Consider the following 23,209-nt stretch of genomic DNA (forward strand, 5'->3'; position numbering starts at 1 on the left):
GCCCTCCGACGGCACGGCCCGGGTGTGGCTAGACGAGCTGGAGCGCAATGTTCCCGCTGCGTGAACCAGCCGGCACCGCACCCTCGCCCCGCATCGACCGCGAGCGGAGCCGTGACACAGTCCTGTCCGATTGTCCGACTAGACCATGGATGAGCGGGCGATTCGGAGATTGACCGATGCAGAATTACAACGTTTTCTGCCTCAGATCCGTTGAGGGCCTGTGCTGCGCCGTTCCCGAAAGCCGAGCGGTGCCGCAGTTCCTCGTTGGTGGACATTGGTCTTTCGGCGGCAAACTCGGAGATATCGCGGCGACCCCCGTGGAGTTCGATGACCGCGCGGCGGAAACCGCCGTGCGCTTCAACGGCTTCTACCTGTTCCAGACCATGGACAGCCGCTTCCACTGAAACGAACGCCCGAACGCTGGCTGGGCTCGAGTACGGCCCGGATACAGCCTGGGCCTAAGGCGAGCCGACCCCTCCCTCTCCGTCACGACGGGGTCGTCTCGTCATGGTGCGATCGACAAGCGGCCCGATCCCGGCGATTTTTTGGGAAGGGTAATGGATGGCCCGCCCTAAGCTTCGCGGAAGATCGGCCCAGTGTTTCGTGTCCTGTTCCCATTGAGCGATTGCACTCGGAGCAAGATCGGACGGCGATCGAGCGTTTCGCGAGGCGCTGCGAGACGGCCAATACCGGACAGCCCGATCACGACGCTTGGTTCATCGCCGAACCTGCGCGCGGGCGGCACCGCATCCTGCACGATCTCCCGAAATCGGTCGGGATCGGCGTGCGAGTCGGGTAATCCAGCGATCATTCCTTAAGGAGGCTGTGTCATCTTCCACCATTGCGAACGGTGAACGGAGATCGCGCGCCATGTCGGAGCATCGAAGGGAAGTGCGCCAGAGGACGTTCCTCAAGGGGCGGATCCACTTCAACAAAGGCGCCTCGAGCATGGATTGCCTCGTGCGCGACATGTCGGCCTCCGGCGCGCGGCTCGCGCTCAGTGAGACCACGACGCTGCCGGATGCGTTCGATCTCTACATCCCGCAGAAGGAGAAGACTTACCGCTCGACCCTGGCTTGGCGTCGGGACGGCTCCATCGGCGTCACCTTCCTCGACGAGGCCGCCCCGACGCCCGCGCCGCACCTTGCCGAGGATTCGTCGTCCATGCTGGCGCTGGTGCGTCGCGTCAGCGAACTCGAAGCGGAGAACGCGACCCTCCGCCGGCTACTCATGACTGCGCCGGCCGCCACGGCAGAGGCCCCGTGAACGCCGTGTGATCCGGCATCCGCCCGATCGAGGCGGCCCCCCCCAAAGTCCCCGAGGGCGGCCGACAGACGCCGTCGACGGATCGACCGTTGCCCCCCCTGGGCACCTTGCCGCCCCCCGCCTCATCCCGCATCCAACGCCGCCCGAACCCGTGCCGCATGGTCGGCGAGCACGGCTCCATCGGCCATTCCGCCCGTATGTCGCCCGAGCGCGACGCCGTCGAAGCGCGGCAGAATGTGGACGTGGAGATGGAACACCGTCTGACCGCCCGCCGGCTCGTTGTATTGGAACACCGTGAGGCCATCGGCGGCGAAGGCCGTCTTCACGGCGCGAGCGACGCGCTGGACCGTGGCCGCCACCGCCGCGAGGGATTCGGGACTGGCGTCGAGAAGGCCGCGCGCTGGGGCCTTCGGGATCACCAGGGTGTGGCCCTCGCCCTGGGGCATCACGTCCATGAAGGCGAGAGTGTGCGCGTCCTCGTAGACCCGGTGTGCCGGGATCTCCCCGCGCAGGATCTTCGCGAAGATGTTCTGGGGGTCGTAGGCTGCGGTCACGCGGTCTTGCTCCTGTCGGATGATCGGGCCGCACGATGCCGAGACGCGCCGCGCGCGTCCATCGCTGGAGACGGCGCTGGCTGAACCGTGGCCGTGCTCCGTGCGTTGGCGTCCCCGATGCCCGGGCTTCTCCGGCACCTTTCCGGACGAGACCCGCATGGCCCACGAGAGTACCAGCGCCATCTACACCGCCGCGGGCGCCAACCTCGCCATCGCGGCAGCGAAATTCGTCGGTGCGTTCTTCACCGGTTCCTCGGCGATGCTCGCCGAAGGTGTCCACTCGGTGGTGGACACCGCCAACCAGATCCTGCTCCTCGTCGGGATGAAGCGGGCCAAGCGTCCGGCCGATGCCCTGCACCCGTTCGGCTACGGCCGGGAGATCTATTTCTACGCCTTCATCGTGGCGCTGTTCATCTTCCTCGGCGGCGGCGCCTTCGCGGTCTACGAGGGCATCCACAAGCTGCACTACCCCGAGCCGGTCTCCGATGCGCATGTGTTCGGGCACACGATTCCGGGCCTCTGGGTCAATGTCGGCATCCTGGGTTTCGCGGTCCTGGCGGAAGGCTATTCCTGCGCCGTCGCCCTGAAGTCGTTCTGGGCCGAGAAGGGCAGCCGACCGCCGATCACCGCCATCCGCCGCAGCAAGGACCCGGCTCTCTTCACCGTCCTCATCGAGGACGTCGCCGCGCTGATGGGCCTCGTGGTGGCGCTCTCCGGCGTAATCCTGGCGCATGTGCTGGAGATGCCGGACCTCGACGGCTGGGCCTCCATCGCCATCGGGGCGATCCTCATCGGCATGGCGGCCTTCCTGATGATCGAGACCCACGGCCTGCTCATAGGCGAGGCGGCGGACCCGGCCCTCGTCGCCGCCATCCGCGAGGTCGTCCGGACGGAGCCCGGCGTGCACCACGTCAACGCGGTGCTGACCCAGCACATGGGCCCGTCCGACATCCTTGTGAATGTCAGCCTCGACATGGACGACAGCCTGAAGGCCGGCGCCATCGAGGCCATGGTCGGACGCCTGGAGGCCAAGCTGAAGGCGCGCAGCCCCGAGGTGACGCGGGTGTTCATCGAGATCCAGGCGAAGGACACCACCTCGTCACCGGTCCTGGCGCCAGCCAAGGCTTGACCCGCAAGCCACCGGACCGAACGGATCAGGCGGCGCGCGTCTGGAGTGCCGGCTCGGCCAGCGCAGTCGCGATGGCCGCGTCGAGGTCGGCGGGCTTCGTCTTCGGGGCGTAGCGGGCGATTACCCGGCCGTCGCGCCCGACGAGGAACTTCGTGAAGTTCCATTTGATGCCCGTAAGGCCGAGGAAGCCCGGCCGCGCCCGCTTGAGGTGGGCGAAGACCGGATCGGCCTTCGGCCCATTGACGGCGACCTTGGCGAGAATCGGAAAGGTCACGTCGTAGGTGAAGCTGCAGAACCGGGCGATCTCGGCCGCGTCCCCCGGCTCCTGGGCGCCGAACTGGTTGCAGGGAAACCCGAGGACCACGAGGCCGGCAGCGCGATGGCGGCGCCACAGCTCTTCGAGCCCGGCATACTGGCCGGTGAAGCCGCATCGCGAGGCGGTGTTGACGATGAGGAGCACTTGGCCGCGATGTTGGGCGAGCGGGTAGGGCGTGCCGTCGGCCGCATGTGGAACCAGGCTGTGCAGGTCGGTCATCGAAGGCCTTCGGTCGGTACGCGGAACGATCAGTCCGGATCGTCGGACGACGTCGGGCGGAGCGGGATATCGAGTTCCCCGCGCCGGAACGGCGTCAGGGTGTCGAGGGCGTCGGCGGCCTCGATCACGTGGGCACGCTCGCGCTTGAGGTAGTCGGCCACGGCCCGGCGGAGAGCCGGATCGGCGATGTCGTGGGCCGAATGCATGAGGACCGGTCGGTAGCCCCGGGCGAGCTTATGCTCGCCCTGTGCCCCGGCCTCGACGCGCTTCAGGCCGTGGACGATGGCGTAGTCGATGGCCTGATAGTAGCAGACCTCGAAATGCAGGAACGGATGGTCCTCGATGCAGCCCCAGTTGCGGCCGTAGAGGGCGACGTCGCCGATGAAGTTGATGGCGCCAGCGATGATCCGGCCCTCGCGCCGGGCGAGGACGAGCAGCACCCGCTCGGGCATACGGGCCCCGACGAGGTCGAAGAATTTCCGGTTGAGGTAGGGCCGGCCCCATTTGCGCGCGCCCGTATCGGAATAGAACGCGTAGAACGCCTCCCAATGCTCGGGCTTCAGGTCGGCGCCGGTGACATGCTCGATGGTGATGCCGTTGGCCAGCGCATCGCGGCGCTCGCGCCGGATCGCCTTGCGCTTGCGCGAGGCGAGGGCTCCGAGGAACTCCTCGAAGCTGGCGTAGCCGGCATTGTCCCAGTGGAACTGCTGGTCGATGCGCTGGAGGAAGCCGAGTTCGCCGGCCTGCTCCCACTCGCGCTCCTGCATGAAAGTGACGTGGATCGAGGACGCCTTGGTCTCGGCCCGGAGGGCCCGAAGACCGGCGACCAGGGCCGAGGCGGCCTCGTTCACGTCCTGCCCCGGTGCGATGAGGAAGCGTGCGCCGGTGACGGGTGTGAACGGCACGCTGACCTGGAGCTTCGGATAGTAGGCGCCCCCGGCCCGCTCATAGGCATCGGCCCAGCCGTGGTCGAACACGTACTCACCCTGGCTGTGGGATTTCAGATAAGCCGGCGCCACCCCGACGAGGCGGCCCTCCCGCTCGACGGCGACGTGGAGGGGCAGCCAGCCTGTCTGCCGCGAGACACACCCCGAATCCTCGAGTGCCGACAGGAAGGCGTAGGAGGTGAACGGGTTGTGAGTCTCGTCCCCGCCCGAAAGGGTCTCGGCCGAGGTTGCGCAGGCATCCCACTCGGCCGCTGCGATCTGGGCGAGGCCCGGGACGGCACGCACCTGCAATTCGGTCACGATCTCGGCCGGGGCGTCGGGGGCTGCGTCGGGCGTGTCCATGAGCCTCAATCTAGGCTCCACCGGCGGAAGGGCCAAGGCGGAGCGGCGCCGCGCACCGTCGCAGGGATCTCAAAGAACCGGGCGCTTGCCAGAACACGCCGGCACGCTCACGATCGCGCAGACCTTGCCTTCGGGAGGGGCAACCGATGGGACTGATGAACCTTCATGCCGGGCCGACACGTCCTCTCCGCACGCCGCCGGACGATTTTGCCCAAGATACCCTGATCGAGATGGCCAATCTGGACGAGCAGGACACCCACGTTCCTGGCACGATCTTCATCTCGACGGCCCTCGGCTCACATGGACCGCGGGTGAAATGGTATCCAGACCGAGCGGGGCGGGCCCTGCCATGCCTCGTCGTCTCCATCGGCGCGGAACCGCAGCTGCGCGATGATTTCTTGCAGAATGCCGTGTCACGAACCGCGCTTCCCCGCGTCATCGCGTGGGTCCGCCTCAACCATGGGGCGCTTCTCGATTTCTGGCAGGAAGGGGCCTCGTGGAATCGTCGCGAGGTCGCAGCCTTCTTGGATGCGCTGAAGCCACTGCCGAAGTAGCCCCCCTCAGGGCCGGAACCCCTCGAACACTATCTGGTCGGCATGCGCCTCGGCGTGACGGCGCTGGTCGGGGGTGCGCACGGTCCAGGTCATCACCGGGCGCCCGGCCAGAAGACGGCAGAGATAGGCCGGGGCACAGGGCAGATCGTCGACGCGCCAGGACAGGAAATCCGGCTCGGTCTCGGCGAAATGCAGCAGGTCCGAGAGGGATCGGCGCAGGCTGGGGGGCAGGGCGGCATAGGCCGGATCGTCCTGACGGGTCTCGGCGACGATGCCGCGTGGGACGGTCGGGGCGAGGTCGCGCAGGGCGACGACGAGCGCGGGGTCGAACGACTTCACAGCCACGGGGCCGTCATAAGCGCGCGCGAGCTCCGCCACCCGCCGGACGAGGCGCAGGTCGCCATCGTAACGCGACTTCACCTCGACAACGAGGGGCGTGCGCCCGCCGATGGCCGCGAGGAAGGCCGGCAGGGTCGGGATGCGCTCCGACGAGCCCGCGACGGCGAGCTTCGCGAGGGCGGCGGCCGGCAGGCTCTCCACCGGGTCCGACGCCTCGGTCAGGCGGCCGAGGGCCCAATCGTGGAACACCATCGCCTCGCCGTCGGCGCTGAGCTGGACGTCGCACTCGATGGCGTAGCCCGCCGCGATCGCCGCCTGCGCCGCCGCGACCGTGTTCTCCGGCACTCCGGCGGCCCGGTCGTGCAGGCCGCGATGGGCGATGGGCCGCGCGTTAAGCCAGGCGGGGGCGTTGACGCTCACTTGACCTCGAACATCGCCTCGACCTCGACGGCGGCGTCGAGGGGCAGCTCGGCGACGCCGACGGTGGAGCGGGCGTGGCGGCCCCGGTCGCCCAGCACCGCAACCATGAGGTCGGAGGCGCCGTTCATGATGCCGGCGAGCCCGGCGAAGCTCGGGACCGCGTTGATGAAGCCACCGAGCCGCACGCATTGCACCACGCCGTGGTCGAGGTCGCCCACCGCCGCCTGCACCTGCGCCAGCACGTTGATGGCGCACAGGCGCGCGGCCGCGATACCGTCCTCCACGGACACCTCGGCGCCGAGCTTGCCGACATGGGCGGGATCTAGCTTGCCGTCGGCGGAAAAGCAGATCTGGCCCGAGATCACCACGAGGTTGCCGGTGCGCACGAACGGCACGTAGTTCGCCACGGGAGCCGCCGCCTTCGGCAGGGTGAGGCCCAGGGCCTCCAGACGTTCCTTGGCCGTGCTCATCCGCGTCGCATCTCCCCAAAAGCTGTTGGCGTGCCGGCTCTGATCATGTCCGCACGCGGCACGCAAGCCATCCCGAACCGCGTGCCGAGACAAGCCTAGCCGATCCGCGTGTCGGCGGCGTGAACCCCTGCCGACATTGACAGAATAAGGGTTTTCTCTAGTAATCGCGCGCGTGCCGCCCCCTTGTCGAGGCGGCACTTTCATTTGGTGCGGTCGCCTCGTGCGCCGCCACGCGAAACGGAGTCGGGATCGTGACATCCGCCCTTCTGCCGACCTATGCCCGGGCCCCCATCGCCTTCGAGCGAGGAGAGGGCGCCTGGCTCGTGGCGCGCGACGGCGAGCGATACCTCGATTTCGGGGCCGGCATCGCGGTGAACGCCCTGGGCCACGCCCACCCTCACCTCGTCGAGGCCCTGACCACCCAGGCGCAGAAACTCTGGCACACCTCGAACCTGTTCGAGATTCCCGACGGCGAGCGGCTGGGCCGGCGCCTCGTGGACGCGACCTTCGCCGACGTGGCGTTCTTCGCGAATTCCGGTGCCGAGGCCAACGAGGCCGCCATCAAGATGGCGCGCAAGTACCACGCGACGGGCGGCCACCCGGAGCGGTTCCGGATCATCACGTTCGAGGGTGCGTTCCACGGGCGGACGCTCGCCACCATCGCGGCCGGCGGCCAGCAGAAGTACATCGACGGCTTCGGCCCGAAGGTGGACGGGTTCGATCAGGTGCCGACGGGGGATTTCGACGCCCTCGAGGCCGCCATCGGGCCGCAGACCGCCGCCCTGATGATCGAGCCGATCCAGGGCGAGGGCGGCGTACGGGTGATCCCGCACGAGCACCTGCGCGCCCTGCGCGCCCTGTGCGACGCGCACGGCCTGCTCCTCATCATGGACGAGGTCCAGACCGGCGTCGGGCGTACGGGGCGGCTGTTCGCCCATGAATGGTCGGGGGTGACGCCCGACATCATGAGCGCGGCCAAGGGCATCGGCGGCGGCTTCCCCCTCGGCGTCTGCCTCGCCACGGCCGAGGCCGCGCGCGGCATGACGGCGGGTAGCCACGGCACCACCTTCGGCGGCAATCCCCTCGCCATGGCGGTGGGCAACGCCGTCCTCGACGTGGTGCTGGGCGAGGGCTTCCTCGACCGCGTCGAGCAGCTCGGCCTGCTGCTCAAGCAGCGCCTCGCCGCCCTGCAGGACCGCCACCCCGGCGTGATCCAGGAGGTGCGCGGCGAAGGCCTGATGCTCGGCCTGAAACTCGCCGTGCCCAACACCGAATTCGCCGCCGCCGCGCGGGACGCGCACCTCCTCGTCATCCCGGCGGGCGACAACGTCGTGCGCCTGCTGCCGCCCCTCGTCATCACCGATGCGGACGTGACGGAGGCCGTGACGCGCCTCGACGCGACGGCGACCCGCCTCGAGACCGAGAGACAGGGGGCAGCGGCGTGATGGCTGCCCCCGCGACGAACCGTCAGACGAAGAACGGACCCATGACCACCATCCTCAACGGGACCGGACACGGCCCACGTCACTTCCTCGACCTCAAGGATTTCTCAGCCCAGGAGCTGCGCACGGTGCTGGACGCCGCGGCCGGCATCAAGGCGCGCCGGCGCAAGGGCGAGGTCGCGGCCGAGCGGCCCCTCGTAGGCAAGACCCTCGCGATGGTGTTCGACCGGCCGTCCACCCGCACCCGGGTGTCGTTCGACGTCGGCATGCGCGAACTCGGCGGCGAGACCCTGATGCTGACGGGCAGCGAGATGCAGCTCGGCCGGGGCGAGACCGTGGGCGACACCGCGCGCGTGCTGTCGCGCTACGTCGACGCGATCATGATCCGGATCCTCGATCACGGCCTCATGCTGGAATTGGCCGAGCATGCCAGCGTGCCGGTGATCAACGCGCTGACCAAGGTCTCGCACCCCTGCCAGATCATGGCCGACGTGCTGACGTTCGAGGAGCATCGCGGGCCGATCAAGGGCCGCACCGTGGCATGGTCGGGGGACGCCAACAACGTGCTGGCGAGCTGGGTGCACGCCGCCGCGCGGTTCGACTTCACCCTCAACGTCGCCGCCCCGCCGGAACTCTCGACCCCGCAACCGCTCCTCGACTGGGCGCGCGCCGAGGGCGCCACCCTCAACGTGACCACCGATGCCTTCGAGGCCGTGGATGGCGCCGACGCCGTGGTGACCGATTGTTGGGTCTCCATGGGCGACGAGGACGACCACCACCGCCACAACCTGCTCTCGCCCTATCAAGTGAACGCCAAGCTGATGGCGGCGGCGGCCAAGGACGCCCTGTTCATGCACTGCCTGCCGGCCCATCGCGGCGAGGAGGTCACGGCCGAGGTGATCGACGGGCCGCAATCGGTAATCTTCGACGAGGCCGAGAACCGCCTGCATGCCCAGAAGGGCATCCTGGCGTGGTGCCTGCACGCCCCGGGCCTCTAAGAGTGCTCACAAAACCCCCGATCAACGCCGGTTCCCGCTTTGGGCACGGCAGCGCAGCGGGAGTTTTATGAGAGACACCAAAGCATCGTCCCGAAAGGGGCCCCCGGCTTTCGAAAGAGACGATGCTCTAGACAAGGTGCGCCGCGCGGCGGGGGCGCGCAGACCGTCGCGCCGCTCGGCCGCGCATCCTATATGACGGCCGAAGCCGGACGACGGGTGCACCGGGGCGACGCGTCATGGGCCACGCTGCCCCCGCGGGCGATCCCCGACGTCCGTCGCGCCCCAAGGAAGATGCGATGACAACCGAATCCGAACGCCCCACCGGCCACGATCCCGTCGCGCAAACCGCCATCGAGGGCGCCGACGACGTGGTGCTGCCCTTCGCCGTCGAGGCCCTCGACGTACGCGGCCGGGTGGTGCGCCTCGGGCCGTCCGTCGACACCATCCTGCGCCGCCACGGCTATCCGGATCCGGTGGCGCGCCTCCTCGGTGAGGCCGCGGCACTCACGGTGCTCCTCGGCTCCTCCCTGAAGTTCGAGGGTCGCTTCCAGCTCCAGACCAAGACCGACGGCCCCGTCGAGATGATCGTGGTCGATTTCGAGGCACCCGACCGGGTCCGCGCCACGGCGCGCTTCGATGCTGGGCGGGTCGAGGCCCTGGGGAACGCTCCGCTCAGGAGCCACGACCTTATCGGACACGGGCACCTCGCCATGACCATCGACCAGGGGCCGCAAAGCAGCCGTTACCAGGGCGTCGTCGCCCTGGAGGGCCAGAGCCTGGAAGAGGCGGCGCACCAGTATTTCCGTCAGTCGGAGCAGATCCCGACGCAGGTCCGCCTCGCCGTGGCGGAGGAGTTCGCGGGCGGGGTCGCGACCTACCGGGCCGGCGGCCTCCTCGTGCAGTTCCTGCCGCAATCCATCGACCGGGCGCGGCTCGCCGACCTGCCCCCCGGCGATATCCCGGAGGGACACGCCCATTTCGACGCGCAGGGCGTGCCTGAGGACGATGCCTGGGTCGAGGCCCGCAGCCTCGTCTCGACCATCGAGGACCACGAACTCGTCGACCCGGCGGTGTCGTCCGAGACCCTGCTCTACCGCCTGTTCCACGAGCGCGGCGTGCGGGTGTTCGAGGCGCAGGGCGTGCGCGAGCAGTGCCGGTGCTCGCCCGAGCGCGTGATGGCGATGATCGCCTCGTTCTCGCCTCAGGAGCGCCGGGACATGGTGGCGGACGACGGCCGCATCGGCATCACCTGCGAGTTCTGCTCACGCCGCTACGATCTCGATCCGGCGCAGGTCGAGGCGCAGGTCGCCGCCGGCTGAAGGCGCGGGGACAGTATGCCGATCCGGCGGACGCCGCCGGATCAGCCCTTGAGGATGTCCAGCCCCTCGATCGCCGTGGTCACGTCGATCTCGGTGATCTCGAATTCGGCGATGCCGTGCACGTGGAACGGATCGGTCGCGACATAGGCCTCGACGGCCGCGCGGGGGCCGCGGGCGAAGATCACCCCGCCGGTGCGCGGCACCTTGCGGCCGGAGGCGAGAAAGCCGTGCTCGGCATAGCCCCGCTTCACCCAGGCCATGTGCGCCTCCATGTGCTGGTCGGCCTCCGCGGTGCTTTTCACGTAGGTGAGCGAGACGACGATCATGTCCGTACCCCTTGAGGGAAGGGCCCTTCAGGCCTTCAGCACCGGCTCGGCGATGTCGCCGCTGCCGCGCCGCGCGAGGTAGGCCGGCTGGAACAGGCACATCCGCACGGCGTCGCGGTACTTGCCGTTCACGAAGAACTCGTCCTTCAGGATGCCCTCCGGCACGAAGCCGCAGCGCTCGTAGATGCGCACGGCCCGGGCGTTGTCCTTGTCCACGTGCAGGTAGAGTTTGTGGATGTTGAGCACGCTGAAGGCGTAATCCATGGCGATGCGGGTGGCGCGGGGCGCGTAGCCCTGGCCCTGGAAGGCCGGGTGGATCGCGATCTGGAACTCGCAGCGCCGGTGGAGGTGGTTGATCTCCACGAGCTCGACGAGGCCGGCGGGGGCGCCTTCGGAATTGGCGATGATGAAGCGCCGCTCCGTCTGGTTGTGAATGTTGCGCTCGTAGAGCTGCGCCAGTTCGGCGAAGGACTCGTAGGCCTCCTCGAACCAGTAGCGCATGATGCTGTCGTTGTTGTTGAGCTGATGCACGAACATCAGGTCTTCGCGCTCCAGGGGTCGGAGCTTGACCGGCCCGTCGGCCGCGATGGTACGGGTGCTGACGGGGCTCACGGGATCACACATTCGGAAATCAGGCGACGCATGAAGGCTTCGCCGGCGGCCAGCGCCGCCAGGGTGATGTACTCGTCGGGCTGGTGGGCCTGATCGATGGAGCCGGGGCCGCACACCACCGTCGGAATGCCGGCGACCTGGAAGCGCCCGGCCTCCGTGGCATAGGGCACCGAGACCGTGTGGTTGCGCCCCGCCACCCGCAGGGCGAGGCGCTCGGCCTCGGAGCCCGGCTCGGGGGCGAGGCCCGGCACCGCCACCTCTTCCAGGGTCTCGATGCGCCCGTAATCCCCGTAGCGATTGAGACGCTCGGTCAGGACGCTGTCCACCTTCGCCCGAAACAGGGCCGGAATCTCGTCCATGTCGAGGTCGGGCAGGCCCCGGAACTCCCAGTGGAAGGCGCAGAGCTTCGGCAGGATGTTGCGGGCGGTGCCGCCGGAGATCGTCCCCACATGGACGGTGGTGGCGGGCGGATCGAACCGGCCGGACGCGTCTCCGCGCGCGATCATGAGATCGGCGATGCGGTTCAACTCCGAAACGAGGTCGGCCGCCGCCATCACGGCATTGGCGCCCAGCATGGGCTTGGCCGAATGCGCCTCGTGGCCGTGCACCGTGGTGAGGTAGGTGACGATGCTCTTGTGGGCGTCGGCCACTTCGAGGTCGGTGGGTTCGCCGACGATGACGGCGCCGGGGCGCGGCAGGTCGGCGCCGAAGCGCGCGATGGTGTCGGCGACGCCGAGGCAGGTGGTCTCCTCGTCGTAGGACAGGAGAATGTGGATCGGGCGCTTAAGGTTGGCGGCGAGGAAGTCCGGCACCGCCGCCAGCGCCAGGGCGCAAAATCCCTTCATGTCGACGGCGCCGCGCCCGTAGGCGCGCCCATCGGCGACCCGCAGGGTGAACGGGTCCGTGCTCCAGGCCTGTCCCGTCACCGGCACCACGTCGGTGTGGCCCGACAGGACGACGCCGCCGTCGATCGCCGGGCCGATGGTGGCGAACAGGGCCGCCTTGTCGCCTTGCGCGTTGGAAATGCGGAGGGTGGGGACACCGAGGTCGTCGAGATACCCGGATACGAAGTCGACGAGGGCGAGGTTCGATTTCGAACTCTCGGTGTCGAACGCGACCAGCCGCGCCAGGAGGTCGAGGACGGCGGGGCTGGGAACGTCGCCGGGCATCGGACTAATGGACGCTGCGTCGGACGTGGGGCGAATCGAGGGAGAAGGCGGGGATCTCGGCCTCGAAGCTCTCGCCGGCATTCGTCGCCATGGTGTAGCTGCCGGCCATGACGCCGTCGGGCGTGGTCAGGGGGCAGCCGCTGGTGTAGCTGAACGACTCGCCGGGTTCGAGCACGGGCTGCTTGCCGACGACGCCGGCCCCCCGCACCTCCTGGGTCGATCCGCGCCCATCGATGATGCGCCAGTGGCGCGAGCGCAGCTGCACCTGCTCGGAGCCGTTGTTCACGATCTCCACGGTGTAGGCGAAGAAATAGCGACTCTCGTCGGGTGAGGATTCCTCCTCGACGAAGCGGGGCATCACCGTCACGCTGATTCCGCGCGTCTGAGCCTTGTACATCGCCTTGAACGCCTCCGTGACCCGCCCGATCCAGGCGCGTGGCCTCGAGAGGCTCGCGACAAGCTCAGGGCGCCGTGGTACGGCCCGGCGAAAACCGCGTCAATCGCGGCGATTGCGGGGCTCCCCGCGCAGAGTTGAGGACCAGCCCGCGTGGTCGACGAGACCCTCTCGCGTCTTTCTCCCCCATTGCCGAAGCGGAGCCGGATGCCCGCGCCGGGGCCGATCGCCGGCCTCGCCATGGCCGGGCTGGCGGGCGCCTTCGCGTGGCACGCACCGGACACCAACGGATGGGCCGCCGCCGCCCTCGCCGCCGCCCTCGTGCTCGACGCAGGCGCGCACTTCATGGGACGCCGGGTCGTGCGCCGCACGGGCCAGGGCCTGCGCATGGTGGGGATGCCGTCGGTGGTGCTCGCCGTCGGACCGGGCGCTGGCGTCGGCGCGATCCTGTTCGGTCTCGGGCTCGCCGCCTGGCCGGCGGGCTTTCCGGTGCTGGCGAGCGCCCTCGCGGGGCTCGTCGCCATGGGTGCCCTCGCCCGCCTCGCCCTGGCCCGGATCGTCCTCGCGACCCCACGGGAGCCGGAGGCTTAACCCCGCCTTAGGCCGTCCCCTCGACACTGGCACGGATGCCGCCGATGCTTCTCGAACGAGGCGCCCGGTCGAGCGCGGCGAAGCCCCGAGGAGACCGGACGCGATGCAGACAAACGGAATTCTCGCGGCTCAGGAGATCGCCGCCCTGACGCAGGCCGGTGGGATCCGGCCCGACACCCCCTATGCGCCCGATCAGATCCAGCCGGCGAGCCTGGATCTGCGCCTCGGCGCCCGGGTGTTCCGGGTCCGTACGAGCTTCCTGCCGGGCGCCCGCACGGTCCAGACCTGCATCGACGCCTTCGTGCTGCACGAGATGGACCTGACGCAGGGCGCGGTGCTGGAGACGGGATGCGTCTACATCGCCGAATTGCAGGAGCATCTCGCCCTGCCGGCCGATCTCGCGGCCAGCGCCAATCCGAAGAGCTCGACGGGGCGGATCGACGTGTTCACCCGCGTCATCACCGACCGGGGCACGGCCTTCGATCAGGTCGAGGCCGGCTATCACGGCCCGCTCTACGCCGAGATCTCGCCGCGCACCTTCCCGGTGAAGGTGCGGACGGGCTCACGCCTGTCGCAGATCCGCTTCCGCCGGGGCGAACCGCGCCTGACAGACACGGAGCTCGCGGCCCTTCACGCGAAGACGCCCCTGGTCGATGCGAGCCAGCCGTCGTTCCAGGGCGGCATCGCCGTCTCCATCGATCTCGCCGGCTTCGACGGCCTCATCGGCTACCGGGCCAAGCGCCACACCGGCCTCGTCGATGTCGACAGGCCCGGCGCGCACCGCACCGCCGAGTTCTGGGAGCCCCTGGCGGCCGACGGCTCGGGGGCGCTCATCCTCGATCCGGGCCAGTTCTACATCCTGGCCTCGAAGGAATCCGTGCAGGTGCCCCCGGACCACGCCGCCGAGATGGTGCCGTTCGATCCCCTGGTTGGCGAGTTCCGGGTGCATTACGCCGGCTTCTTCGATCCGGGCTTCGGCTTTGCCGGGTCCGGCGGGGCGGGGGCCCGCGCCGTGCTGGAGGTGCGCTCGCGCGATGTGCCGTTCCTGCTGGAGGACGGCCAGATCGTCGGCCGCCTCGTCTACGAGCGCATGGCCGAGGTGCCGGCGACCCTCTACGGGGCGGGGGCTGGCTCGAACTATCAGGCCCAGGGGCTGAAGCTGTCGAAGCACTTCGCCTGAAAACACTGTGTCTCGAAGGGTAAGCCCCTCGCGAGTCCAGGGCAGAGCCCTGGGGTCCTTGTCGGGCTCTGCCCGACACCCGCCAAAGGGATGATCCCTTTGGAATCCCGTTTCATGGGCCTTCCTCAAACGGGAAGCGTAAGGGCGGCGCGCAGGCCGCCGAGGCCCGAACGGTCGAGGCACAGACCACCGCCGTAGAGTTCGGCCAGCTCCTGGGTGATCGACAGGCCGAAGCCGTTGCCCGGCACGGTCTCATCGAGGCGCCGGCCGGGCCGCACGGCCTCGGCGGCGGCCTCTGGCGCGAGGCCCGGCCCGTCATCCTCCACGGTGACGACGAGGCCGGCCTCCGACGCGGCGGCGCTGACGCGGACATAGCCCCGGCACCATTGGCAGGCATTGTCGATAAGGTTGCCGAGCATCTCGTCGACATCCTGGCCGTCGCAGGCCACCGCCGCCCCCGCCGGGAGGGTGGCGTCGATCACGAGACCTTTGCCGGAATACAGCCGCGCGAAGGTGGTGCGCAGGTCCGCGACGTGTTCGGCGAGAGGGGTGCGGGTCCGGGTGCCCCCCCCGAGGGCGCCCGCGCGGGCGCGGCGGAGGTGGTGGCGCACCTGATGGTCCATGGACCCAACGAGATCCTTCAGCGTGCCGTCGGGATCGCGGGCCCGGTCGGACAGGGCGAGCGTCAGGGTGGCCAGCGGCGTCTTCAGACCGTGGGCGAGGTTGGCCACATGGGTGCGCGCGCGCTCCAGATTGGCCGCGTTCTGGTCGAGGAGGGCGTTGACCTCCGCGACCAGGGGCCGGATTTCCGCCGGCTGCTTGCCCGGCACGCGGGCGTGGTCCCCGGCGCGGACGGCCGCGAGGTCCCGGCGCAGGCGCTCCAGGGGCCTGAGGCCGAGGCGCACCTGCCCCAAGGTCGCAGCCACGAGACTCAAGCCCAGGATGCCAAGAATGAGCACCAGGGCGCCGCCGGCCTCGCGCAGGGGACCGCGCAGGGCGGCGGACGGTGCCGAGGCGACGAGGACCGCCGGCGGTTCGCCGTTCCTGGCCGGCAGGGTGAGAACGCGCAGGATCAGGCTCTCGCCCCAGGGACCGGTGCCGTCCGCCGGACGCGGCTCATTCCCATCGCGTCGAACGGGGGGGCTCGCCGCCACGTCGAGGTCGCGGCCCTCAAGGCCGCCCGAGCGCAGGACCTGCCCGCCCTGGCGCACCTGCCAGTACCAGCCGGCCCGGTCGCGGTCGAAGGGCGGTCCGTCGAGGTTGCGCGACAGCCGCAGGGATCCGTCAGGACCGCGTTCGAGGCCGGCCGCGAGGGCGACGAGCTGGCTGTCGAGGCGGCTGTCGAGCTGCCCCCGGACGAAGCGGTGCAGGACGAGACCGATGGCGACGCCCGCCACCACGAGGGCGGCGGTGATGAGGACGAGGGCGGCGACGAGCAGACGGCGCTGGAGCGAGCCGGGATGGAACGGCCCCGGCGGTCCCTCGGGCTTGGGCGGTCGGTGTCCGGGCGGGGCAGGGCGCTCGGGCTTGCCCCGCGACGTCTTCAGGGTGGGCACCCTCATACCGCTTCGCCCGGCATCAGACGGTAGCCGTGGCCGCGCACGCCCTCGATGCGGGCCGGGGCGATCTTGCGGCGCAGGCGCGTGATGATGACCTCGACGGAATTGGAATCGACGTCGGCGTCACCGTCGTAGACGCGCTCGATGAGCTGGCCGCGGGGCACCACGCCGTCCTTGCGCAGGATGAGGCAGGACAGCACCCGCCATTCAAGGCCCGTGAGCTTGAGGGGCAGGCCGTCCCGCTCAAAGGTGCCCAATCCGGAATCGTACGTGAGGGGGCCGCATACGACGCGGTTCGCCCCGTGGGCGGTGGCGCGGCGCACGAGGGCGCGCAGGCGGATCACGAGTTCCTCGACCCGGAACGGCTTGACCAGGAAGTCGTCGGCGCCCGCCTTGAACCCCGCCACCTTGTCGCTCCAGCCGTCGCGGGCCGTGAGGATGAGCACCGGCACAGTCCGCCCTTCCGCCCGCCAGGCCTGCAGCACCGCGATCCCGTCGCGCTTGGGCAGGCCGAGGTCGAGCACCACGGCGTCGTAGGTCTCGGTCTCGCCGAGATGCTGGCCGTCCTCGCCGTTCGCGGCGTGGTCGAGGGCGAAGTTCTCGGCGCGCAATGCCTTGGCGATCTCGGCGGCCAGCAGCGCGTCGTCCTCCACGAGCAGGATCTTCATGCGGGCCGGGGGTCCATCGGGGTGATCAGGAGAGGCGGGCTACGCCCGGCGGATAAACCGGGGCTGAACCGCCCGGTTCAGATCGGATTGGAGGCGGCCCCCTAGAACGGCGTCAACCCGAGAGGGCAACCCCAAACGAAGGACACGACACCGTGAACACCATCGACGGCACCGCCACCGACCTCACTCCGAAGACGACCAAGCGTTCGAGCCGCCGCACCTGGGTGGCCGGCGCCATCGCGGCCCCCCTCGCCTACGGCGCGGTCGGCCTGTCGCTCGCCCAGAACAACGCCGCGACGCTCACGCCCGTCGCCCCCGTGGCGATCTCGGCCCTGAAGCCGTCGGCCGCCATCGCCGCCAAGGGCGAGGTCGCCGAGATCTACGGCAACAAGTTCATCGTCCAGGACGGCTCCGGCAAGGCCCTGGTGGAGACGGGCCGAAGCGGCGAGGGCGGGACCCTGGTGAAGGCGGGCGAGGCCGTCACCGTCCAGGGCCGGTTCGAGAACGGCTTCCTCCACGCCATGGTCATCACCCGCGCCGACGGCACCCGTGTGGTGGTCGGACCCGCCGGCGGCCCGCCCCCCGGCACCCTCGACTGGGCGAAGGACAAGGTCGGCCTCGGCGCCAAGGCCGACGTGCCGAAACTCACCGCCCTCGTGGAGGCCGCCGGCTATTCCGACATCCGCATCATGGGCCAGGGGCCGCGTCACCTCGAGGTTGCGGCGCGCGGCGCGGATGGCCGCGAGCGCCAGCTCCATGTCGGTTTCGACGGACAGGTCCGCGAGAAGCGCGTGTTCTGAACCCCCGGACCCGGTTCGCGTTCTTATCCCCGGTGCCCATGCCCCTTGAGATGGCCCTGGGCACCCTCATCGAGAGAGCCTTCCCATGAACAAGACCATCGCCTTGTTGAGCGCAGCCGCGATCCTCGCCGCATCCGCCGCCGTTGCCCAGCCCGCGCCGCCGCCCGCCGGCCCGCGGCCCGGACCGGAGGCCGGCGCGCCTCCGCCCCCGCCGCCGCCCGGTGGTCCCCATGGCGGCCCGCGCGGTCCGCGCGGTGGTCCCGACGCTCCGCCGCCGCCGAAGGCCGCTCACTTTCGCCTGGAGCGGGGCGACACCGCCCTCGACGTGAAATGCGCTGCCGACGAGCCCATGCGGGCCTGCGCCGACATTGCCCTCCAGCTCCTCGACAAGCTCGCGGCGCTGCCGGCTCCCCCGCCGCCGGCTCAGAAGTCCCGCGACTGATCGAATCCCCGAGCGGGGCGGCGTCCGGCGTCGTTCCGCTCGGGGCGCAGGCAACCGTGCAGGCAATCCCGAACCGGGGGTTGAATTGTTGCGCTGCAGGATGAAATAGCAGGCTCACCGTCCGCTTATGACGAAGTGGCAACGGCCATTGCCTGAGAGAGGTCTGTCCATGTCCAAACTGTCCCGCCTGTCCTTTGCCGTCGGCGCCGTCGTGCTCGCCCTCCCCCTGACGCTGCCCGCGTCGGCCAAGGAGTCGGGCGCGAGCAAGGTGATCTCGATGGTCGACACCGACAACGATGGCACCATCGACCTCAAGGAAGCCCAGGCCGTCGCCAGCGCGCGCTTCGACAAGCTCGAAGCGGACAACGACGGCACGCTCACCACGAAGGAACTCAAGGGCCGCGTCAGCAAGGCCGCCCTGAAGGCCGCCGATCCGGACAACGACGGCACCCTCGACAAGAACGAGTACCTCGCGCTCGTGGAAGCCCGCTTCAAGGCGGCCGATCCGGACAACGACGGCACCCTCGACGCCAAGGAGCTGAAGACCCCGGCCGGCAAGGCCCTGGTCTCCCTCCTGAAGTAGGACTTTCGCATCACGACGCCGACGGCCCGGCACATGGCGTGCCGGGCCGTTCGTGTTTCAGGGGGCCTCGACCGTTCGGGCTGGTCAGGCAACGAGGATTGACCGTTGCCCTCCATTCGGACCATGCCAAAGTGGCATGACCTTCGCGAGCACCGTCCGCTCGGCGACGGTCGATCGCACGACGACGCCCGCCCCCGGAAAAGGCGCCCATGGAATTCTTCGCCCAGCAGTTCATCAACGGGCTGACCCTCGGATCGATCTACGGCCTGATCGCGCTGGGCTACACCATGGTGTTCGGGATCATCGGCATGGTGAACTTCGCCCATGGCGACGTGTTCATGCTGTCATCCTTCATCGCTCTGATCTTCTTCCTGATCCTCACGACATGGCTCGGGCTCACCTCGGTGGCCCTGGTGTTCCTCATCGTGCTGATCCTCGCCATGGTGCTCACCGCCTTGTGGGGCTGGGCCATCGAGCGGGTGGCCTATCGGCCCCTGCGCGGCTCGTTCCGGCTGGCGCCGCTGATCTCGGCCATCGGCGTCTCGATCTTCCTGTCGAACTTCGTGCAGGTGGTGCAGGGCGCGCGCAATAAGCCGGTGCCGCCGCTGGTGCGGGACGTGATCGTCCTCTACCAGAACGAGCAATACACCGTGACCCTGTCCTACAAGCAGGCGATCATCATGACGACGACGGCGCTGCTGCTCGCCGGCTTCTGGTACCTCGTGCAGCGCACGCCGTTCGGCCGGGCCCAGCGCGCCTGCGAGCAGGACCGGCGCATGGCCGCGTTGCTCGGCATCAACGTCGACCGCACCATCTCGCTGACCTTCGTCCTCGGCGCGGCGCTGGCCGCCGTCGCCGGCACCCTCTATCTCCTGTATTACGGCGTGGTCTCGTTCTCGGACGGGTTCGTGCCCGGCGTGAAGGCGTTCACGGCGGCCGTGCTCGGCGGCATCGGTTCCCTGCCGGGCGCCGTGCTCGGCGGCCTCATCATCGGCCTCATCGAGACGTTCTGGTCGGCCTATTTCTCCATCGAGTACAAGGATGTCGCCGCGTTCCTGATCCTGATCGTGGTGCTCATCTTCAAGCCGTCCGGCATCCTCGGACGCCCCGAAGTGGAGAAGGTCTAGCGTGGCTCAAGGTTCGACGATCGGCCGGGTGGCCCCGACCGTGGCCGCGCGACGCACCTCCGCGTTGCCCGAAATGGTCAAGGATGCGGCCCTCTTCGCCCTGGTGACCCTCGGCCTCGCCATTCCGGTGGTGGCCTACCGCACGGATCTCGGACAGGGCACCGGCCTCGAACTCACCGGCCGCTGGGGCCTCGTCGCGGGCTTGTGTGCCGCCGTGTTCGTCCTGCGCTTGGCCCAGCGCCTCGTGCTCGGCGAGGTCTCGCGCCGTCGCGACATCCGCACCCTGGCGGAGGCCGACTCCAAAGCCCCCGCCCGGCTCGCGCGCCCCGGCCGGATCATCGGTCCGCTCACCCTCGGCATCGCCCTCACCCTGCCGCTGCTCGCGGCCTTCGGCTCGGGCAGCCTGTCGGAGGGCCGCTACTGGATCGACCTCGGCATCCTCATCCTCACCTACGTGATGCTCGGCTGGGGCCTCAACATCGTGGTGGGCCTCGCCGGGCTGCTCGACCTCGGCTACGTCGCCTTCTACGCGGTGGGCGCCTATTCGTACGCCCTGCTGTCGACGGTGTTCGGCCTGTCGTTCTGGATCTGCCTGCCGCTCGCCGGTCTGTTCGCGGCGGCCTTCGGGGTGCTGCTCGGCTTTCCGGTGCTGCGCCTGCGTGGCGACTACCTCGCCATCGTGACCCTCGCCTTCGGGGAGATCATCAGGCTCGTGCTCATCAACTGGGTCGATTTCTCGGGCGGCTCCGCCGGCCTCTCGTCGATCCCGCGGGCGAGCTTCTTCGGAATTCCGTTCACGGCCGGGGAGGGCGGGTTCGCCAGCACCTTCGGCCTGACGTTCAACCCGATGCACCGGGTGGTCTTCCTCTACTATCTCATCCTCGTGCTCGCGCTGATCACCAACCTCGTGACGCTCCGCATGCGCCGCCTGCCGCTCGGCCGCGCCTGGGAGGCCCTGCGCGAGGACGAGATCGCCTGCCGGTCGCTCGGAATCGACACCACCATGACGAAGCTCACGGCCTTCGCCCTCGGCGCCATGTTCGCGGGCTTCGCCGGCTCGTTCTTCGCCGTGCGGCAGGGGTTCGTTAGCCCCGAGAGCTTCAACTTCCTCGAGAGCGCCATCATCCTCGCCATCGTGGTGCTCGGCGGCATGGGCAGCCAGCTCGGCGTCGCGGTGGCGGCCATCGCCATGGTGGGCGCGCCGGAATTGCTGCGCAACCTCGGCTTCCTCAAGGCCGTGTTCGGCGAAGGCTTCGACCCCAACGAGTACCGCCTGCTCCTGTTCGGCCTCGCCATGGTGGCCATGATGGTCTGGCGCCCGCGCGGGCTCATCTCCGAGCGCACCCCGTCCGTTCGCCTGGGAGCGCGCGCCCGATGACGCAGGCGTCCGGCATCACCCGCCTCGCCACCCTGCGGGACGAGCCTCCCGCCGCCATGCCCGGCGGCCCGGCCGACCCGATCCTCGTGGTTGATCACCTGACCATGCGCTTCGGCGGCCTCACCGCCGTGGGCGACGTGTCGTTCAAGGTCGGGCGCGGCGACATCACCGCCCTCATCGGCCCCAACGGCGCGGGCAAGACCACGGTCTTCAACTGCATCACGGGCTTCTACAAGCCGACGGAGGGGATGATCCGACTCCGCCAACAGGGCGGCGAGACCTACCTGCTCGAGCGCCTGCCCGGACACGACGTCAACCGGCTGGCCCGCGTCGCCCGCACCTTCCAGAACATCCGCCTGTTCCCGCAGATGACCGTGCTGGAGAACCTGCTCGTCGCCATGCACAAGCCCCTGATGCAGGCCTCGGCCTTCAGCCTCGCGGGCATCCTCGGACTTCCCGGCTACCGCCGAGCGCAAGGTGAGGCCATCGCCAAGGCCGCCGCCTGGATCGAGCGCATCGGCCTCACCCACCGGGCCGACGAGCCGGCGGGCGACCTGCCCTACGGCGACCAGCGCCGCCTGGAGATCGCCCGCGCCATGTGCACCGACCCGGTGCTGCTCTGTCTCGACGAGCCGGCCGCCGGCCTCAACCCGCGCGAATCGGCCGACCTCAACACCCTCCTGCGGCTCATCCGCGACGAGTTCGGCACCTCGGTGCTGCTCATCGAGCACGACATGTCCGTGGTGATGCAGATCTCCGACCGGATCGTCGTGCTCGATTACGGCATCAAGATCGCCGATGGCACGCCGGACGAGATCCGCAACGACACCCGCGTCATCGCCGCCTATCTCGGCGTCGACGACGAGGAGGTCGCCGACGTCGAAGCCGAAGTCGGCCTGACCGGAGCTCAGGCATGAGCGTCGCCGGCATCAACGTCCTCGTGGACGAGACCCGGGCCCGGATGGCGGAGGCGGACAAGCCATTGCTCAGCGTACGCGGCGTCTCGGCCTATTACGGCAGCATCCGGGCCCTGAAGGCCGTCGACATCGACGTCAACGAGGGTGAGATCGTCGCCCTCATCGGCGCCAACGGCGCCGGCAAATCCACCCTGATGATGACCATCTTCGGCCAGCCCCAGGCGCGCGAGGGCACCATCACCTTCGCGGGCCAGGACATCACGCGGCTGCCGACCCATGAGATCGCCCGCCTCAACCTCGCCCAGTCGCCGGAGGGCCGGCGCATCTTCTCGCGGATGACGGTGCGCGAGAACCTGCAGATGGGCGCGGCCGTCAACGGCGGTAAACACTTCGCCGAGGATCTCGAGCGGATGTGCGTTCTGTTCCCTCGGCTCAAGGAGCGCATCGACCAGCGCGGCGGCACCATGTCGGGCGGCGAGCAGCAGATGCTCGCCATCGCTCGCGCCCTCATGAGCCGGCCGCGCCTGCTCATGCTCGACGAGCCGTCGCTCGGCCTCGCGCCCCTGGTGGTGAAGCAGATCTTCTCGACGGTGCGCGAGTTGAACCGCACGGAGGGTCTCACCGTGTTCATCGTCGAGCAGAACGCCTACCACGCCCTCAAGCTCGCGCATCGCGGCTACGTCATGGTCACGGGCGCCGTCACCATGAGCGGTACCGGACAGGCGCTCCTCGACGATCCCCAGGTGAAGGCCGCGTACCTCGAAGGGGGACAGCACTGATGCCCGACTCCTTCGTGCTGGATGGCGCCACGATCGGGATCTTCCTCCTCGTCACCGTGGCGATGGGTGGCTCGGCCGCCTGGATGACCGGCAGCGGCCTCGCACGGGGCTGGCGCCCGCTCTGGCACTGCGCGCTTGCCCTCCTGCTCATCGCGGGCGTGACGCGGTTCCTGCACTATGCCCTCTTCGAGGGGACGCTCCTGTCCGGGCCGGCCTATGCCGTCGATGCCCTGTTCGTCCTCGCGGTCGGCGCCCTTGCCTATCGCTTCACCCGCGCCGGCCAGATGACCCGGCAATACGCCTGGCTCTACGAGCGCACCGGCCCGCTGAGCTGGCGCGACCGGGCGGCGGCGCCGTAACGTTCACGTT

28 protein-coding genes are annotated in these 23,209 nt (G+C 69.4%); 17 read left to right on the forward strand and 11 right to left on the reverse strand.

What is annotated here, in order from left to right; all coding sequences use genetic code 11:
• The first annotated feature begins 176 nt into the window (after positions 1-176).
• Together MFF01_RS18515 and MFF01_RS18520 are read left to right on the forward strand one after the other, a co-directional pair.
• Positions 177-404, forward strand: coding sequence for a hypothetical protein (locus tag MFF01_RS18515; protein WP_238227641.1), 228 nt, complete (start codon positions 177-179; stop codon positions 402-404).
• 466 nt (positions 405-870) lie between these two features.
• Entirely contained in the window at positions 871-1,266 is a 396-nt protein-coding gene (locus MFF01_RS18520) for a PilZ domain-containing protein (RefSeq protein ID WP_238227642.1), read from the forward strand.
• 122 nt (positions 1,267-1,388) lie between these two features.
• Here the strand turns inward: MFF01_RS18520 and MFF01_RS18525 are convergent, their stop codons facing one another.
• Complete coding sequence (locus MFF01_RS18525) at positions 1,389-1,820, reverse strand: HIT family protein (RefSeq protein ID WP_238227643.1); 432 nt, start codon at positions 1,818-1,820, stop codon at positions 1,389-1,391.
• 157 nt (positions 1,821-1,977) lie between these two features.
• Between MFF01_RS18525 and MFF01_RS18530 the strand changes: the two genes are divergently transcribed.
• Complete coding sequence (locus MFF01_RS18530; RefSeq protein WP_238227644.1) at positions 1,978-2,949, forward strand: cation diffusion facilitator family transporter; 972 nt, start codon at positions 1,978-1,980, stop codon at positions 2,947-2,949.
• Between the two features lie 25 nt (positions 2,950-2,974).
• On the opposite strand, the gene MFF01_RS18535 is transcribed toward MFF01_RS18530, so the two are convergent.
• Both MFF01_RS18535 and MFF01_RS18540 read right to left on the reverse strand, forming a co-directional pair.
• On the reverse strand, positions 2,975-3,484 hold the full coding sequence (locus MFF01_RS18535) for a glutathione peroxidase (RefSeq protein WP_238227646.1): 510 nt from the start codon (positions 3,482-3,484) through the stop codon (positions 2,975-2,977).
• A gap of 29 nt (positions 3,485-3,513) precedes the next feature.
• A complete protein-coding gene (locus MFF01_RS18540) occupies positions 3,514-4,773 on the reverse strand; it encodes a GNAT family N-acetyltransferase (RefSeq protein WP_238227648.1) in 1,260 nt (419 codons plus the stop codon).
• Positions 4,774-4,919: 146 nt separating this feature from the next.
• Between MFF01_RS18540 and MFF01_RS18545 the strand changes: the two genes are divergently transcribed.
• The gene (locus MFF01_RS18545) at positions 4,920-5,327 is read left to right on the forward strand and encodes a hypothetical protein (protein WP_238227649.1); all 408 of its coding nucleotides are present in this window, start codon (positions 4,920-4,922) and stop codon (positions 5,325-5,327) included.
• A gap of 6 nt (positions 5,328-5,333) precedes the next feature.
• On the opposite strand, the gene MFF01_RS18550 is transcribed toward MFF01_RS18545, so the two are convergent.
• The gene (locus MFF01_RS18550; RefSeq protein ID WP_238227650.1) at positions 5,334-6,086 is read right to left on the reverse strand and encodes a glycerophosphodiester phosphodiesterase family protein; all 753 of its coding nucleotides are present in this window, start codon (positions 6,084-6,086) and stop codon (positions 5,334-5,336) included.
• Positions 6,083-6,556 carry a RidA family protein gene (locus MFF01_RS18555; protein WP_238227651.1) on the reverse strand — a complete coding sequence of 158 codons (474 nt, stop codon included), beginning with the start codon at positions 6,554-6,556 and terminating at the stop codon, positions 6,083-6,085. The genes MFF01_RS18550 and MFF01_RS18555 overlap by 4 nt, the downstream gene beginning before the upstream one ends.
• A 251-nt stretch (positions 6,557-6,807) precedes the next feature.
• Between MFF01_RS18555 and MFF01_RS18560 the strand changes: the two genes are divergently transcribed.
• From MFF01_RS18560 to MFF01_RS18570, 3 genes are all read left to right on the forward strand, one after another.
• On the forward strand, positions 6,808-8,001 hold the full coding sequence (locus MFF01_RS18560; protein WP_238227652.1) for an aspartate aminotransferase family protein: 1,194 nt from the start codon (positions 6,808-6,810) through the stop codon (positions 7,999-8,001).
• Positions 8,002-8,042: 41 nt separating this feature from the next.
• Positions 8,043-8,996, forward strand: a complete 954-nt coding sequence (gene argF / locus MFF01_RS18565; RefSeq protein WP_238227653.1) for an ornithine carbamoyltransferase — start codon at positions 8,043-8,045, stop codon at positions 8,994-8,996.
• Between the two features lie 296 nt (positions 8,997-9,292).
• Complete coding sequence (locus tag MFF01_RS18570) at positions 9,293-10,315, forward strand: Hsp33 family molecular chaperone (RefSeq protein ID WP_238227654.1); 1,023 nt, start codon at positions 9,293-9,295, stop codon at positions 10,313-10,315.
• 41 nt (positions 10,316-10,356) lie between these two features.
• On the opposite strand, the gene MFF01_RS18575 is transcribed toward MFF01_RS18570, so the two are convergent.
• Genes MFF01_RS18575 through apaG form a run of 4 tightly spaced genes read right to left on the reverse strand, consistent with a single transcriptional unit; the run spans position 10,357 to position 12,819 of the window.
• A complete protein-coding gene (locus tag MFF01_RS18575; protein ID WP_238227655.1) occupies positions 10,357-10,641 on the reverse strand; it encodes a YciI family protein in 285 nt (94 codons plus the stop codon).
• Positions 10,642-10,668: 27 nt separating this feature from the next.
• The gene (gene speG / locus MFF01_RS18580; protein ID WP_283207210.1) at positions 10,669-11,253 is read right to left on the reverse strand and encodes a spermidine N1-acetyltransferase; all 585 of its coding nucleotides are present in this window, start codon (positions 11,251-11,253) and stop codon (positions 10,669-10,671) included.
• The gene (argE, locus tag MFF01_RS18585) at positions 11,250-12,422 is read right to left on the reverse strand and encodes an acetylornithine deacetylase (protein ID WP_238227656.1); all 1,173 of its coding nucleotides are present in this window, start codon (positions 12,420-12,422) and stop codon (positions 11,250-11,252) included. The genes speG and argE overlap by 4 nt, the downstream gene beginning before the upstream one ends.
• Before the next feature lie 4 nt (positions 12,423-12,426).
• Positions 12,427-12,819 carry a Co2+/Mg2+ efflux facilitator ApaG/CorD gene (gene apaG, locus MFF01_RS18590; protein WP_238227657.1) on the reverse strand — a complete coding sequence of 131 codons (393 nt, stop codon included), beginning with the start codon at positions 12,817-12,819 and terminating at the stop codon, positions 12,427-12,429.
• 204 nt (positions 12,820-13,023) lie between these two features.
• Between apaG and MFF01_RS18595 the strand changes: the two genes are divergently transcribed.
• Complete coding sequence (locus tag MFF01_RS18595; RefSeq protein WP_238227658.1) at positions 13,024-13,407, forward strand: hypothetical protein; 384 nt, start codon at positions 13,024-13,026, stop codon at positions 13,405-13,407.
• 103 nt (positions 13,408-13,510) lie between these two features.
• The gene (locus tag MFF01_RS18600; protein ID WP_238227659.1) at positions 13,511-14,587 is read left to right on the forward strand and encodes a 2'-deoxycytidine 5'-triphosphate deaminase; all 1,077 of its coding nucleotides are present in this window, start codon (positions 13,511-13,513) and stop codon (positions 14,585-14,587) included.
• 125 nt (positions 14,588-14,712) lie between these two features.
• Here the strand turns inward: MFF01_RS18600 and MFF01_RS18605 are convergent, their stop codons facing one another.
• On the reverse strand, positions 14,713-16,149 hold the full coding sequence (locus tag MFF01_RS18605; RefSeq protein WP_238227660.1) for a sensor histidine kinase: 1,437 nt from the start codon (positions 16,147-16,149) through the stop codon (positions 14,713-14,715).
• Positions 16,146-16,814, reverse strand: coding sequence for a response regulator (locus MFF01_RS18610; protein WP_238227661.1), 669 nt, complete (start codon positions 16,812-16,814; stop codon positions 16,146-16,148). Before MFF01_RS18610 ends, MFF01_RS18605 begins: the two co-directional genes overlap by 4 nt.
• 152 nt (positions 16,815-16,966) lie before the next feature.
• Between MFF01_RS18610 and MFF01_RS18615 the strand changes: the two genes are divergently transcribed.
• The 8 genes from MFF01_RS18615 to MFF01_RS18650 all read left to right on the forward strand — a co-directional run bounded on the left by MFF01_RS18615 (position 16,967) and on the right by MFF01_RS18650 (position 23,199).
• Positions 16,967-17,614, forward strand: coding sequence for a DNA-binding protein (locus MFF01_RS18615; RefSeq protein ID WP_373319810.1), 648 nt, complete (start codon positions 16,967-16,969; stop codon positions 17,612-17,614).
• A gap of 85 nt (positions 17,615-17,699) precedes the next feature.
• On the forward strand, positions 17,700-18,056 hold the full coding sequence (locus MFF01_RS18620; RefSeq protein WP_238227662.1) for a hypothetical protein: 357 nt from the start codon (positions 17,700-17,702) through the stop codon (positions 18,054-18,056).
• Positions 18,057-18,225: 169 nt separating this feature from the next.
• On the forward strand, positions 18,226-18,639 hold the full coding sequence (lanM, locus tag MFF01_RS18625) for a lanmodulin LanM (protein WP_238227663.1): 414 nt from the start codon (positions 18,226-18,228) through the stop codon (positions 18,637-18,639).
• 209 nt (positions 18,640-18,848) lie between these two features.
• The gene (locus tag MFF01_RS18630) at positions 18,849-19,766 is read left to right on the forward strand and encodes a branched-chain amino acid ABC transporter permease (RefSeq protein WP_238227665.1); all 918 of its coding nucleotides are present in this window, start codon (positions 18,849-18,851) and stop codon (positions 19,764-19,766) included.
• 1 nt (position 19,767) lies between these two features.
• On the forward strand, positions 19,768-21,144 hold the full coding sequence (gene livM, locus MFF01_RS18635; protein WP_373319811.1) for a high-affinity branched-chain amino acid ABC transporter permease LivM: 1,377 nt from the start codon (positions 19,768-19,770) through the stop codon (positions 21,142-21,144).
• A 56-nt stretch (positions 21,145-21,200) separates the two neighbouring features.
• Positions 21,201-22,061 carry an ABC transporter ATP-binding protein gene (locus MFF01_RS18640; protein WP_238227700.1) on the forward strand — a complete coding sequence of 287 codons (861 nt, stop codon included), beginning with the start codon at positions 21,201-21,203 and terminating at the stop codon, positions 22,059-22,061.
• The gene (locus MFF01_RS18645) at positions 22,058-22,840 is read left to right on the forward strand and encodes an ABC transporter ATP-binding protein (RefSeq protein ID WP_238227667.1); all 783 of its coding nucleotides are present in this window, start codon (positions 22,058-22,060) and stop codon (positions 22,838-22,840) included. The genes MFF01_RS18640 and MFF01_RS18645 overlap by 4 nt, the downstream gene beginning before the upstream one ends.
• A complete protein-coding gene (locus MFF01_RS18650) occupies positions 22,840-23,199 on the forward strand; it encodes a DUF6867 family protein (protein WP_238227670.1) in 360 nt (119 codons plus the stop codon). Before MFF01_RS18645 ends, MFF01_RS18650 begins: the two co-directional genes overlap by 1 nt.
• Positions 23,200-23,209 lie beyond the last annotated feature (10 nt).

Origin of the sequence: Methylobacterium adhaesivum, assembly GCF_022179065.1 — a bacterium.
Classification (GTDB): domain Bacteria; phylum Pseudomonadota; class Alphaproteobacteria; order Rhizobiales; family Beijerinckiaceae; genus Methylobacterium; species Methylobacterium adhaesivum.